The sequence below is a fragment of the uncultured Sphingomonas sp. genome, from assembly GCF_936927845.1.
Taxonomy (GTDB): domain Bacteria; phylum Pseudomonadota; class Alphaproteobacteria; order Sphingomonadales; family Sphingomonadaceae; genus Sphingomonas.
Window position 1 is genome coordinate 1 of the sequence record NZ_CAKZHV010000009.1, and the last position, 12,617, is coordinate 12,617.

Here is a 12,617-nt window from a genome sequence, read left to right on the forward strand (position 1 = left end):
GCTGGCACTCGTTGTGCCTTTTCTATCTAGCGGAGGAGTGTCATTTCTACTTAGCGCCTACACGCTCGCAGTCCGATAATATAGATTATGTTAAACTAGGCGCCCTTGGTCAAAGGCTGTTTCTGGGTTCGCAGTGTTTTTTGAATGGCCTGGGGCCGCAAGCCTGCAGCCGTGCTCTCGTCGGCATCTGAGCTCAGGATGGGCGCCACTTAGCCGGGACCAGCGATCTCGATTCGATATGTAGATCAAACGCAGCGGCGCCCTTAACGCCCTAAGCGGGATAGCGAATCTGGAGCCGCGGGGCTTGGTGGAAACTGTACATTCAATGAACGAGAGGCATCCGGCCCCGATCAACATCGAAGGGCTTCGTCAGCGGATCCGCGTGATGGCGTTCGACCGCGGCACCCCTCGGCAAGTCTCGCTCTGGCGTGCTGATATATCTGATAGCCGTGCAAATCTCGTCATCGAGGGGATGACGCCGACTTCGGACGACGATGATCTCTTTGCGCTGATGCTCGACGAAGGCGTTCCCGTCCGTAATGCCATCCATCATTCTCGAGCTCTAAAAGAGGAGATAAGCTCGCCCCGCTGTAGCCTTGGCGACCGGCCGCCGAGCGACGCCGGACGCGAGATCGTTACCAGCTTGGCTGCGGTCAATGAAAGCACGAACCTTGCAGCGTGCCGCTGCCTTTCTCATACTAGGCGACGCTCCAAACCGCTCGCGACTTCGTGCTTTTGTTGACCGGTCGCGGCCGGGCCGCGCCAACCGTCAGCGCAGTTGTGTTGGGGGGCCCTGAGGTGCTCAATGAAAAAAGCATTGCTCGGCACTGTGGTAGGCTCGTTCGATGACTCAGGCTCCCAACCCTGCTCCCGTGCAAGACTCGAGGACAGGAAGGACTGTGATCGTTCGAGGTCTCGGTGCCCTGAAGGGCCGACTGCGCCTCGATCAACGTATCGATCTCCTCAAGCCCATAGCGCGGCAGGCAGCGGAGCTGGACTGATCGCGACCAAGGCGGAGTAGGCAGGTGGTCGATTGAAAGCCAGATTGGTTCACGGCCGGCTTTCAAGTCTTCACGTGACGAGATATAAGGACGCTAACATGGCCGTCCCCTCTGATGCTGAACGCATCAAGGGGCGGCCTTCTTGTTAACAAAAGCTGCACCGTTCAGGTCGCGCGCCGAATGTAAGTCATCGAAAGCACGAAGATCGAGGTTGTCGAACCTCAAGCCGGCAGGAGCCACTAATGCTTCAGTGAGGGCATCCGCGCAAATGGGCTTCTGGATAAGCTGGAGCGCCCGATAGGCCGGAGGGATCGCTTCCCTGTCGTAGCCGGTGACCAACACGGCAGGCACACGGCGATCGGCGAGACGGTCGAGCAGATCGAACGCCATCTCGCCGCCGAGACGAAGGTCGACGACCGCCGCCTGCACCGCCGTGGCGGAGAGAAGTTCGTCGGCCGTCTCCACGCAACCGGCAGGGCCGACGATTTCGGCCCCTTTCCCGGCCAGGGTTTCCTCGATCTCGCTCGCGATCAGATATTCGTCCTCGACGACCAGGATGCGAAGACTGCGGAGTGGCTGCTGCGCCCTTCGATCGTAGAGCGTCGCAAGTTCGAAATGGATCGCGCGCGCCTTCGCGCAGGGGCTGGCGAGGGCGATCGCACGCTCGTCGCGCGCGCGGCGCCCGCAATAGTCGAAATCGAGCATGGGAAGAGCTCCGTCTTGAAGCGGGAGCTTTCCAGTTGCTCTCAGCCGCCGACATGCTCGGGCCTTGGTCGGCGATGACCGCCTTTTACCACGATTGACCGTCCATGACGAGGCTGGGCCGCGTCGCTCGTCGGATCAGGCCACCAGGGCCAGCAAAGGTGTGCCACGTGGCACACTCTGCCTGCTCCGATGCGCTGTCAGCGTCCATAGCGCCACTGCCGTGGTCGGCATGCCACCAGCGTCAACCTTGAGGGGAAGAGTCGCCCCGGCGCGATGACTCGGCCTTTGTAGGGCCGGCGCGCCCGTTCCCCTTTCAGCCCGCGTAGCGCCGCCTAACACGAGGTCGGGCAGCGCCGTGGACAACTTCTCAACTTCCGGTGAGCGCAGCGTGCTGAGATATAAGCCCCCATGACCGCTTTTGCATTCTTCGGCGCCGCCTTGGCGGAGATCGCCGGCTGTTTCGCGTTCTGGGCGTGGCTCAGGCTCGGCAAGTCGCCCTGGTGGGTCGCGCCCGGCATCCTGTCCCTTTGTCTATTCGCCTATCTGCTCACCTTACCGGCGTCCGATCAGGCTGGCCGATCCTATGCGGCGTATGGGGGCGTCTACATCCTGTCGGCCGTGTTGTGGCTCTGGATCGCGGAGGGTACCAAGCCCGATCGCTGGGATCTAATCGGCGCGGCAGTCTGCCTTGTCGGAGCAGCGATCATCTTCTTCGGCCCGCGCGCGGCAACGGGCGGCTGACGGCCGCCCTACCTTCGAGGGGAAAGCGGGCCGCGTCGCCATCATGCCCGGGCGCTCGATGCGCCGATCGCGATCGCCGATGGGTCCAAAGCCGGATTGACCGCCACCCCGGCTTGCTTGCGCTCCGAATAGCGGTCGACGAGCTGCGTCGTGTGCGGCCGGAGCAGCACGATGAAGCGGACCAGCTCCTCCATCACGTCGACGATGCGGTCATAATAGCTTGACGGCTTCATGCGTCCGGCCTCGTCGAACTCCTTGTACGCCATTGCTACCGAGGACTGGTTCGGGATCGTGAACATGCGCATCCAGCGGCCGAGCAGGCGCAGCGTATTGACCGCGTTGAAGGATTGCGATCCGCCCGACACCTGCATGACCGCGAGCGTGCGGCCCTGGGTCGGACGCATGCCCTTCATCTCGAGCGGAAGGTGATCGATCTGCGCCTTCATGATGCCGGTGATCTGGCCGTGCCGCTCCGGGCTGCACCAGACCTGGCCCTCCGACCACATCGCCAGTTCGCGCAGCTCGTGAACGGCCGGATGATCGTCGCCTGCCACCTGGTCGGGGAGCGGCAGCGTCGAGGGATCGAAGATCCGCGTTTCCGCGCCGAAGGATTGCAGCAGGCGCGCCGCTTCCTCCGTGGCGAGCCGCGAGAAGGAGCGCTCGCGCAAGCTGCCGTAAAGCAGAAGTATCCGGGGGGCCGGCTCCAGCGGTCCGAGCCCCGACGCGGGCCGCGCGCGGATGTAGGCTGGATCGAGTGCCGGCAGGAGGTCGGGATCGGCAAGCGTACGGAGCGGCATCAAAGAGCTTTCACGAGATAGGTGGCCGACGCCGGGCAGAGCGCGGTGAACTCGCGCGAGGCGGCAACCGTGGGCGGTGCCGCAGCGCGATCGGCCCCGGCATAGCCGTTCACCCGAAAGAACGGCGCTGCGGTGTTGGTCAGAAGGCGGAGCCGCTCGACGCCGAGCCGGCGCGCCTCGCCCTCGAGCAGCGCCAGCATCGCGCGGCCGATGCCGGCGCCCCGGTGATCGGCCACGACAACCAGCGAGCGGAGCAGGCGGTCCGACCCTTCGCCCTCGATCCCGCCGAACCCGACCAACCCAGCGTCGTCGTCGAAGCGGACGAAGGCGCGGCCGGGTTCGGCGAGGTCGGCGGTCGGCAGCTTGGCGGCTGCCAGCGCGCCGGCCAGATCATCCAGCGCGCCCGGCGCGAGACACGTGACGCGGAGGCCGGTCACGCGCGCGCACCGCGCTCGTACCAGCCCCGCGACGCCTTCACGATCGAGACGACCGACAGCATCACCGGCACCTCGACCAGCACGCCCACGACCGTCGCCAGCGCCGCGCCCGACGTGAGCCCGAACAGCGAGATGGCGGCCGCGACGGCCAATTCGAAGAAGTTGGACGCGCCGATCAGCGCCGCAGGCGCCGCCACGCACCATGCAACGCCGAAGCGGCGCGACAGCCAGTAGGCTAGCCCTGCATTGAAATAGACCTGGATGAGGATCGGCACCGCGAGCAGCGCGATCACCAGCGGCTGCGCCACGATCGCCTCACCCTGAAAGCCGAACAGCAGGACGAGCGTCGCCAGCAGCGAAACGAGCGATACCGGGCCGAGGCGACCGAGCAGCCGGTCGAGCGCTGACTGTCCGCCGTTTGCCAGCACGGCCCGGCGAACGAGCTGGGCGGCGATGACCGGCACGACGATGTAGAGCAGCACCGAGATCAGTAGCGTGTCCCACGGCACCGTCACCGAGGCAACGCCGAGCAGCAGCCCGACGAGCGGCGCAAACAGAAACACCATGATGACGTCGTTCAGCGCGACCTGGGACAGCGTATAGGTCGGCTCGCCCTCGCACAGGTTCGACCATACGAACACCATGGCGGTGCACGGTGCCGCAGCGAGCAGGATCAGGCCGGCGATGTAGGACGGCCCCTCCCCTGCGGGCAGGAGCGGCGCGAACAGCCAACCGATGAACAATGTGCCCAGTGCTGCCATCGAGAAGGGCTTCACCGCCCAGTTGATGAACAGGGTGACGCCCACCCCCTTCCAATGCTGGCGGATCGACCCGAGCGCGCCGAAGTCGATCTTGAGCAGCATCGGCACGATCATCAGCCAGATCAGTACCGCGACGATGAGATTGACGCGCGCGACCTCGGCCGAGGCGATGCGCGCGAACAGGCCGGGCAAAAGGTGCCCCAGGCCGATGCCGGCAACGATGCAGAGCGCCACCCAGAGCGTCAGGTATCGCTCGAAGGTGCCGATGCCGGGGCGCGCCGGCGCAGGTCCGGCGACGGGGGCGATCGTCGACATGGGCTCAGCCAACCCGCTCGCCGAACGCGTCCACCACCTGTTCGCCGTCCTCCTTGGCGAAGGCGCCGAGCTGCCTGCTCGGCAGCAGATCGAGGACGGCTTCGGACGGGCGGCAGAGCTTCACGCCCAGGGGCGAGACGACCAGCGGGCGGTTGATGAGGATCGGGTGCGCCATCATCGCGTCCACCAGCGCCTCGTCGGACAGCGAAGTGTCGCCGAGCCCCAGCTCCGCATAGGGTGTGCCCTTCTCCCGCAAGAGGTCGCGCGGCGAGATGCCCGCCCGCTCGATCAGCTCGACCAGCATCGCGCGCGAGGGCGGGGTCTTCAGATATTCGACCACGTGCGGTTCGATGCCGGCATTGCGGATCATGGCAAGCGCGTTGCGCGACGTGCCGCACTCAGGATTGTGGTAGATGACGATATCGACGGCCGAGTCAGTCCGGCTCATGGGGCTTCCTTTCAGCAGCAGGGGGCGAGTTCGGCGACGAGCGGGACGCACAATTCGGCGTTGCCGGCACAGCAATCCTTGACCAGGAACAGCGTCAGCGCGCGCAGCCCGCCGAGGTCGGCGCGGTAGATGATCGAGCGGCTGTGCCGTTCGGAGCGGACGAGGCCGGCACGGGCCAGGATACCCAGATGCGCCGACATCGTGTTCTGCGGCACATCGAGCTGTCGGGCGATCTCCCCCGCCGCCAAGCCGGCAGGCTCGTGCCGGACCAGCAGACGAAACACGTCCAGGCGCGTGCCCTGCGCCAAGGCCCCCAATGCCACAATCGCCGACTCGCTTTCCATATATCCAGCATAGCGGATATGTGGAGGAAGGCTAGGCTGTTGCTCCGAAAGTGACTTCTCGTGACTTCGCACTCAGGCGGTGAGACGCACAGGTGTGCCACGTGGTACACCTGTGATCGGCAACGCTGCCCGGTCGTCGAGCATCGCCAGCAGATCTCCCAGCGCGCGACGTCGATACGCATTGTACCAGCGGCGCCGACGATGTTCGGCCCCATCGTGGATCATGTGGCAGCGCTGGCAGAGCGCAGCGAGATTGCGCGGCCCATTATCGGTCGGGTCGTGGTTGAGGTGTGCGCAGGCGATATAGACCCGCGTCAGCCTAACCGCTTCGGCGACATTTGCGCCTGCCACACGGATGCGACGCCCTCGCCCATCGCGCCACTGCCGGCGATCGGCATCCCACCAGCGGCCATCGCCGAGGTGGAAGACACGTGCCCCATGCGGCCGCCGGCAATGCTCGCACCGCCCTCCAGCTCGGCCAAACCGGATCAGCTTCGACAGTTCGGGCCAGTCGATCGGGTAGAGCCAGCGATGTTCCGGCATGATCGGCATGACGATTCTATGAGTCAGGACCGGGCGGAACGAAAGCAGAAAATGTATGCTGGCGAAGGTGGCTGCGCAGATCACGCAGCCACATACGGCTCAGCCGTTCAGCGCGTCCTTGACCGCCTTGGCCGGCACGAACGTCAGCTTCTTCGAGGCGGCAATCTGGATGGTCTCGCCGTTCGAGGGATTGCGGCCCTCGCGCGCCGGGCTATCCTTGATCTTGAACTTGCCGAAGCCGGACAAGGATACTTCCTCCCCCTTCGCCGCGGCCGCGACGATCGCCGCCAGCAGGCCATCCACCGCCTTACGGGCGTCGGCTTTGCTCAAGGCGTGATTGGCAACCAGCGTTTCGGCGAGTTCGGCATTGTTCATGGTGTTCTCCCAAATCAGATCGTGTGAATACCCGCGCGATCCCGGATTGGCGACCGGCACCATGATGGCCGCCGAGGCGGGCTCGTTTGTTGGCGGCAGACGCCGCGGGGAACGCCAAGGGCGCCGCCCTTTCGTTCCCGAACGACAATCTTGCCGCCCGTGTAATCCGCCAAGCGCGGCACCCGGGGTGAAGCCCCGGCCGCGCTAGGGCGGCTCGCCCGCGCCAGCTTCCCAAGATTCTCGCTCCCCCTCCCCATCCCGTCCTCGCCGGACAGGCAGGGCCGTGAGGCCGAGCGGCCTTGCGGCCCATGCCAACAAGGAGGATCACCCGATGCCGACCCCCGAGCAAATCGACACCATCCGGCGCCTCAACGACGCGGCGCGTACCCACCCCGGCCTCGCGAGCCTCGCCAACGTTACGATGGGGTTCCAGGCACTCTCCGAGCTGGACCGTTTCGCCGCGCTGTTCGCGATCACCCGGTTCACGAAGTTTGACGGCGACAACGACCCTTATGGTGAGCACGATTTCGGCGCGGTCTATAAACTCGCAAGCGGCGCGTGGACGCAGGACCGCCCGACGATGCAAAGGCGATCGTGCAGACGGTGTTCTGGAAGATCGACTATTACGACACGAGCCTCACCTACGGCAGTGACGCTCCGTGGAATTCCGAGCAGACTAAACGGGTGCTGACGATCATGCTGGCCAGCGAATACTAACGCCTATGGCGTAGCGATCCGCGCTCGATTGAGCGCGGATCAACCCTGCCGAAACGGACCTTCGCCAACGTGATTTGTTGAGAAATCGCGAGGGAGCGCGTAGGGTTAACGGCGAAAGGATGACGCGATGGCCCAGATCAATCTCGACACGCTGCGCGAGCGCATCCGCTCCATGGACTTCCAACGCGGCACCCCCGAGCAGATCGCGTTGTGGCGCGAGGACGTAGCAGAGGCGCGCGCCAACCTCGTCATCGAGGACATGACGCCGACCGGTGACGAAGATGCCATGTTCGCCATGATGCTCGATGAGGGTGTTCCCCCTTCGCTCATGCCGTCCATCATCCTCGGCCTCTACAAGCCAGGAACCCACCAGATCGCGGCCTGACCTTGGCAGACGATCCCTACACCTACCCCGGTACGGACACGCTCCGGAACCGGCTTGGGATCACGGACGACAAGACCCTCATGGAGGCCGAGCGGAGGTTGACCTTGGCGCGCGGCGCAGAAGCCGCGCGCCTCACCTTTCCAGCGACGGCGGACGGCTATCGCGCCCTACATCGGCACCTCTTCCAGGACCTTTACGACTGGGCGGGTCAGGATCGCACCGTCAATATCGCCAAGGGCGGCTCCAGTTTCGCGCACGTGCCTTACATCGCGCGCGAGCTCGATAAGCGGTTTGCCGATACGCGGGCGGGCGATGCGCTGAAGGGCCTCGCCCGCGACGAGTTTTTCGACCGGCTCGGCAACCACATCAACGAGATCAATGCCATCCACCCTTTCCGCGAGGGAAACGGGCGGACGATGCGCCACCACGCGGCGCAGCTCGCCCGCGATGCCGGCCATCCCATCAGGATCGCCTCGATCGACAAGACCGCGTGGATGGACGCGTCCCGGCATGGCTTCCTCACCGGCGATCATCGGCCTATGGCCGCGGTGCTCGCCGAGGCGGCGATCCGTCGCGACCTTGCGCCCGAAGCGCGGATCGGTCCCGCCGGGATAGCCTTGCTGCCTCAACGTGCGCCGCCCGAAGGGCAGCGCTACCGGGTGACGCTGACCAAGGCCCGCGAGGAACTGGATCGCTATCTCCCGGCGCCCGCCAGCAGGCGGCCGACCGGCTACGCAGCCTCATTCGAGAAGGCGCCTCCTCCCCGGTCATCGCCAACGCCCGCACCGAGCTGGCCTATGTCCGCCACGCCAAAGGCCCGATCTACCAGTCACACCTTCTCACCTATCTTGGCGTGCGTCAGGTCGATGCGGTCATCACCCCGCAGCAGACCCCGCTTGAGCGCGTCCGCGAGATCGGCGCGGCTCTCGGCGTCCAGATCAATTCGCAGCAGCCAGCGCAGCTCCAGCGCGTGGTTCGCTCGCTGGAGCGGCCGATCCTACCGCCTGGGGCTTCACCAGGTCAGGAGCGGCTCGCCGAGCTGTTCCTGAAGAACACGGCCGAGAAGAACCACGCCGACCCACGTCTCGCGCCCGCCCAGACGATCGTCGACGACGCCATGCAGAAGGCGCGCGAGCGCGGCGAAAGCGCGCGCATGGTCAACACGGTCGGGGAATCCACTCGCCAGCTTGTCGCCGACCGGATCAAGATCGGGGCCGCGCTCGAAGGGGCGTCCGCCCCGCCGCCCGACCGGAGCACGCCGCCCCCGGATCGTGGCAAGGATCGGAGCCGTTAGGCTTCGCCTTAGCGTTCGGGGCGTCGGGTCGGAAAGACCGGCCCGCGTACCGTCATCCTGGCGGGGTCATAGGGCTTCTGCAGGGCGACGATCTCGTCATAGGTACCGTGCAGCCACGTATTGATGTCCTCGGGATCGAGGATCGTAATTATCGCCTTGGGGTGGATCGAGTCTACGAACGTGTTGGGGTCGTCAGCGGCCGTTTGCCGTCGCCCAAGTCGTGCTTGTCAGACGTGAACTCGCAAAACTCCGTCAGCGGCACCCTCGCCGCACTGGCCGACCCTCGTGCAGGCGCTTGCGACGGGCGGCTGCGTCCGCAAGGGCGAGAAGGGTTCAGCGGTGATGAGCACCCGCTACTTACTGTTTCCCATTATGTTGATCCTCTCCATATCCCGGCCCAACGCCACTTTCCTCCGTTGCGACGCCATGATTGAAATCCGCTGCGGTGAAGCCTTCCAACCCACCTGATAAAAACGATCGCGTTAGTTGGGGAGATCAGGCGAAAGGCACGAGCGAAACGTGTGATGCGGATAAGCATCGAAGCTGCCATGAGCCAAAGGCCGGCAGGAAACATCGGCCGTAGGCCAGCCATTAATGGCCATCCCTTGATCGCCCGAACATCGCGACCCGCCAAAGATACCAGATGGCAGCCAGCGCGAGCACGGCGTTGCTGATCGGTTCGATGACGCTCGCCACCTGGCTATAGCGCTCGCCCAACTCATAGCCCGCCAGCACGAGGATAACGGTCCATATGGCCGAGCCGGCGAGCGTCGAAACCAAGAACGGGCCGAGGGGCATCCCGCTGACCCCTGCGGGTACTGAAATCAGGGTCCTGACCCCCGGAACCATGCGCCCGAACAGAACCGCCCGACGACCGTAGCGGTCGAACCAGCGGTCGACATGATCGACCTCAACGGGCGTCAACGTCAGCCATCGGCCGTGACGGGCAGCAAAGCGCTTCAATCGATCGATGCCGATCCAACGGCCGACATAGTACCACAGCACCGCCCCTGCAGCCGAGCCGAGGGTGCCAGCGATCGCGACCACCCACAGTGAGCCGCGCCCCTGCGCAGCGGTGTAGCCGGCAAGTGGCAGGATCACTTCCGACGGGATCGGCGGAAAGACGTTCTCGGCCAGCATCAACAGGAAAACGCCAAAGCCGCCGAGTGACGCGAGGATCGATGTTATGATGTCAAACACAAACCAGCCTCGTCAGAAGATCCAATAGGAGATCGCGCAAATCACGAGCAGAAGGGCGACGACCGACCCGACGATCCTATTTTCCAGGCGCGGACATTCCACGTTGCTGATCCGCGCGGCGACCTGCCAAGCGGGTCGGACCGGACACCGCCACGAACCGGCTACGATCCGATCCAGCTCGGCATCCGACAACCCGAAGAACGATTTCGCGTCACCGCGCGGTCGTCCCGCCGACCCCATCACCCGCAGCACCACGTCGTTCCATGCGACATCGATCGCGCTCAGCCGATCGACCATCGCGCCGCGCGCGTCACCGCACGCCCAAGAGGGGGACAGCAGACCGATGATCTGGTGGGGATCGCGCTCCAGCAGTGTCGCCCAGCGCAGCAAGCGATGTTGGCGGTCCCGCGCCGCGGTGGTCCTCGCCGGTGCCCGGCGCCGGGTAAGGGGTCGCGCAGGCCACATCCATCGGCTCGCCCAAGAGGTCGTCATGGGCTCGCCGAGGTGCCGACGTTGCCATTGGTGGCGCGCTTGAGCGGACGAGAACAGCGCAGGGTGAGGAAGGTGGTGGCGCTCAGGATGAAGGCGATGTCGTATAGGCCGTAGCCCACGGCCGCGCCGAGCGCCCCAGTCGCCCACAGACTGGCCGCCGTCGCCGTGCCTGACGCCTTGCCGCCCTTTTTCAGGATCGCGCCGCCTCCAATGAAGCCGACGCCCGTAATCAGACCTTCGAGCAACCTGGCTTGCGCTGGAGACGTGCGGCCGAGGATCGCGATGCCCACCAGCACGAAGCCGCAACTGGCGATGGCAACCAACGGGAATGTGCGGATGCCTGCGCTGCGGGCGTCCTTCTCGCGATCCCAGCCAACAGGAAAAGCGAGCGCATAGGCCACGGCGAGGCTGACGATATGAGTGGTTATCTCCCCCCAAGAGCTCTGAAACATGTCTGTCCACCCCTCTTCTGGTCACGTTGATTGCTGTTGCGCCGTCCGGATTGACCGAGAGATCCGGCAGCGTTCCGGAACGTCGCCTTCAAGGGCGGTCCTTTTCTCTCAGTCACGATTCTACACTCCCTTTCCTTCAGGCCTCTCTCCGCTTCAGCCCTCATATCGTTCGATTAGATTCGTTCGTCCCCGAGCCCGTCAGCAGATCAATAGACTTCATTTGGACCGAGATTTTTCGGGTCCAATAAAGTCTAATTTCATACTCACCAATTCATAAGGCGACTTGTTGAACGTGAACGAGAATCCGATTTCCCGTCGACGGGGACCATCAACCATCAATATAAAACGCTCTTTGCATTCGCGATTTCCGGAGGACCACGTGGCGCAAGCTCTCATATATCCGTGAGTCGGATAGTGTCCGATAGAGTGACGAACGTCACCAATAAGCTTAATGCCATTTCCCTTCGCATGTATTTTTGATGAAATGACCATGTTGGGATATTTGCTGGTATTTATGCGCTCAGTTAATGTAGAAGGCGAGCATGCTACATTGATGGTGAAGATAATAAGTAATGCAAATAGAGAAATCTTTTGCATTGTGATTACTCCAGAGCTGAATGCAATTTGCAATAGGCAATTCAGCAGGGTCGCCATGTTAGATGCGCGCCCTCAAGCAGCGTTAGTCGCCGGATCGCGGTAGGCGAGCAGCCTGAGCGCATTGATGACGACGAGCAGTGTCGATCCCTCATGAACCGCTACCGCCGGCCCAATCCCGAGACCGAGGATGGTGGCAGGCACTAGGAAGGCGACGACACCCAAGCTGACAAAGACATTCTGCCGGATGATTCCACGGGTATGCCGACTAAGGCCCACCGCGAATGGCAGGTGCGCCAGATCGTCAGCCATCAGGGCAACGTCGGCTGTCTCTAATGCAACATCCGACCCCGCCGCGCCCATCGCGATGCCGACTGTGGCGCTTGCCATCGCTGGCGCGTCGTTCACGCCGTCGCCCACCATCGCGACCTTATCTTCGCCGGCGAGTTTCTTGATCGCGGCAACCTTGTCTTCAGGCATGAGGTCGCCCCACGCTTCATCGATCCCGACTTCGTTGGCGATCGCTTCGGCGACTTTCTGGTGATCGCCCGAGATCATTATCATCCGCGACACGCCCATCTCGTGCAGCCGGCGCAGCGCGGTCTTGGCAGCTTCGCGGGGTGTATCCATCAGGCCGATCGCACCCAGGTCGCGATCTCCCTTGCGGACGACCATCGTCGTGCGGCCGTTCTCGCGCAGCTTCGCGATCGCGTCCTGCGCCCCCTGCCCCAGCGCCGGAATACCTTCCTTCCCGAACATCTCGGCCTTGCCGATCCACACCGTCTTGCCATCCACGCTCGCGGTGACGCCCCGACCGGTCAGGCTTTTGAGGTCGCCGGCAATCGGCTCGGCACGATCGTTCAAACGTTCGCGGCCGTCCTTGACGATCGCTTGGGCCAGAGGATGGTCGCTCAACGCTTCGACGGCGACGGCCAGCGCCAGCAGCTCGCCTTCATCGGCACCATCGACGGGCACGACATCAGTGATGCGCGGACGACCTTCGGTCAGCGTGCCCG

Annotated in this window: 18 protein-coding genes and 3 pseudogenes; 7 read left to right on the forward strand and 14 right to left on the reverse strand. The window is 64.1% G+C overall.

Annotated elements, in window-relative coordinates:
* Positions 1-325 precede the first annotated feature (325 nt).
* On the forward strand, positions 326-742 hold the full coding sequence (locus tag Q0579_RS02090; RefSeq protein WP_226341943.1) for a hypothetical protein: 417 nt from the start codon (positions 326-328) through the stop codon (positions 740-742).
* A gap of 385 nt (positions 743-1,127) precedes the next feature.
* On the opposite strand, the gene Q0579_RS02095 is transcribed toward Q0579_RS02090, so the two are convergent.
* Positions 1,128-1,706, reverse strand: coding sequence for a response regulator (locus tag Q0579_RS02095; RefSeq protein WP_017980829.1), 579 nt, complete (start codon positions 1,704-1,706; stop codon positions 1,128-1,130).
* 408 nt (positions 1,707-2,114) lie between these two features.
* Between Q0579_RS02095 and Q0579_RS02100 the strand changes: the two genes are divergently transcribed.
* Entirely contained in the window at positions 2,115-2,447 is a 333-nt protein-coding gene (locus tag Q0579_RS02100) for a YnfA family protein (RefSeq protein WP_017980828.1), read from the forward strand.
* Positions 2,448-2,488: 41 nt separating this feature from the next.
* Here Q0579_RS02100 and arsH read toward each other — a convergent pair whose 3' ends face one another.
* From arsH to Q0579_RS02135, 7 genes are all read right to left on the reverse strand, one after another.
* Positions 2,489-3,244, reverse strand: a complete 756-nt coding sequence (arsH, locus tag Q0579_RS02105) for an arsenical resistance protein ArsH (RefSeq protein ID WP_017980827.1) — start codon at positions 3,242-3,244, stop codon at positions 2,489-2,491.
* Positions 3,244-3,681 (reverse strand): arsenic resistance N-acetyltransferase ArsN2, encoded by a 438-nt coding sequence (arsN2, locus tag Q0579_RS02110; RefSeq protein ID WP_017980826.1) that lies wholly within the window; start codon positions 3,679-3,681, stop codon positions 3,244-3,246. Before arsN2 ends, arsH begins: the two co-directional genes overlap by 1 nt.
* Entirely contained in the window at positions 3,678-4,757 is a 1,080-nt protein-coding gene (gene arsB / locus Q0579_RS02115; protein ID WP_017980825.1) for an ACR3 family arsenite efflux transporter, read from the reverse strand. The genes arsN2 and arsB overlap by 4 nt, the downstream gene beginning before the upstream one ends.
* 4 nt (positions 4,758-4,761) lie before the next feature.
* Positions 4,762-5,205, reverse strand: a complete 444-nt coding sequence (gene arsC / locus Q0579_RS02120) for an arsenate reductase (glutaredoxin) (protein WP_017980824.1) — start codon at positions 5,203-5,205, stop codon at positions 4,762-4,764.
* Positions 5,206-5,216: 11 nt separating this feature from the next.
* Positions 5,217-5,549, reverse strand: a complete 333-nt coding sequence (locus Q0579_RS02125) for a metalloregulator ArsR/SmtB family transcription factor (protein WP_017980823.1) — start codon at positions 5,547-5,549, stop codon at positions 5,217-5,219.
* 72 nt (positions 5,550-5,621) lie between these two features.
* Positions 5,622-6,176: a hypothetical protein gene (locus Q0579_RS02130; protein ID WP_298808648.1), complete on the reverse strand. Its 555-nt coding sequence runs from the start codon at positions 6,174-6,176 to the stop codon at positions 5,622-5,624.
* A gap of 15 nt (positions 6,177-6,191) precedes the next feature.
* Positions 6,192-6,530: an HU family DNA-binding protein gene (locus Q0579_RS02135; protein WP_017980821.1), complete on the reverse strand. Its 339-nt coding sequence runs from the start codon at positions 6,528-6,530 to the stop codon at positions 6,192-6,194.
* Between the two features lie 358 nt (positions 6,531-6,888).
* Between Q0579_RS02135 and Q0579_RS02140 the strand changes: the two are divergent.
* The 5 genes and pseudogenes from Q0579_RS02140 to Q0579_RS02160 all read left to right on the forward strand — a co-directional run.
* A pseudogene (locus Q0579_RS02140) lies at positions 6,889-6,948 on the forward strand (hypothetical protein); the annotation flags it as partial.
* Between the two features lie 77 nt (positions 6,949-7,025).
* Positions 7,026-7,184 (forward strand): DUF3768 domain-containing protein, encoded by a 159-nt coding sequence (locus Q0579_RS02145; RefSeq protein WP_017980820.1) that lies wholly within the window; start codon positions 7,026-7,028, stop codon positions 7,182-7,184.
* 127 nt (positions 7,185-7,311) lie between these two features.
* Positions 7,312-7,569: a hypothetical protein gene (locus Q0579_RS02150; protein ID WP_017980819.1), complete on the forward strand. Its 258-nt coding sequence runs from the start codon at positions 7,312-7,314 to the stop codon at positions 7,567-7,569.
* An 80-nt stretch (positions 7,570-7,649) separates the two neighbouring features.
* Positions 7,650-7,946 (forward strand): annotated as a pseudogene (locus Q0579_RS02155) (cell filamentation protein); the annotation flags it as partial.
* A 476-nt stretch (positions 7,947-8,422) separates the two neighbouring features.
* A complete protein-coding gene (locus Q0579_RS02160; RefSeq protein ID WP_226341947.1) occupies positions 8,423-8,863 on the forward strand; it encodes a hypothetical protein in 441 nt (146 codons plus the stop codon).
* A gap of 8 nt (positions 8,864-8,871) precedes the next feature.
* On the opposite strand, the pseudogene Q0579_RS02165 reads toward Q0579_RS02160, so the two are convergent.
* From Q0579_RS02165 to Q0579_RS02190, 6 genes and pseudogenes are all read right to left on the reverse strand, one after another.
* Positions 8,872-9,125, reverse strand: a pseudogene (locus Q0579_RS02165) (DUF159 family protein); the annotation flags it as partial.
* Positions 9,126-9,454: 329 nt separating this feature from the next.
* On the reverse strand, positions 9,455-10,063 hold the full coding sequence (locus tag Q0579_RS02170) for a DedA family protein (protein ID WP_017980815.1): 609 nt from the start codon (positions 10,061-10,063) through the stop codon (positions 9,455-9,457).
* Positions 10,064-10,075: 12 nt separating this feature from the next.
* Entirely contained in the window at positions 10,076-10,453 is a 378-nt protein-coding gene (locus Q0579_RS02175) for a hypothetical protein (RefSeq protein WP_017980814.1), read from the reverse strand.
* 98 nt (positions 10,454-10,551) lie between these two features.
* On the reverse strand, positions 10,552-11,007 hold the full coding sequence (locus tag Q0579_RS02180) for an MgtC/SapB family protein (RefSeq protein WP_017980813.1): 456 nt from the start codon (positions 11,005-11,007) through the stop codon (positions 10,552-10,554).
* Positions 11,008-11,223: 216 nt separating this feature from the next.
* Positions 11,224-11,661: a hypothetical protein gene (locus tag Q0579_RS02185; RefSeq protein WP_298273514.1), complete on the reverse strand. Its 438-nt coding sequence runs from the start codon at positions 11,659-11,661 to the stop codon at positions 11,224-11,226.
* 15 nt (positions 11,662-11,676) lie between these two features.
* The coding region (locus Q0579_RS02190) for an HAD-IC family P-type ATPase (RefSeq protein WP_298808666.1) at positions 11,677-12,617 on the reverse strand (941 nt) is incomplete at its 5' end.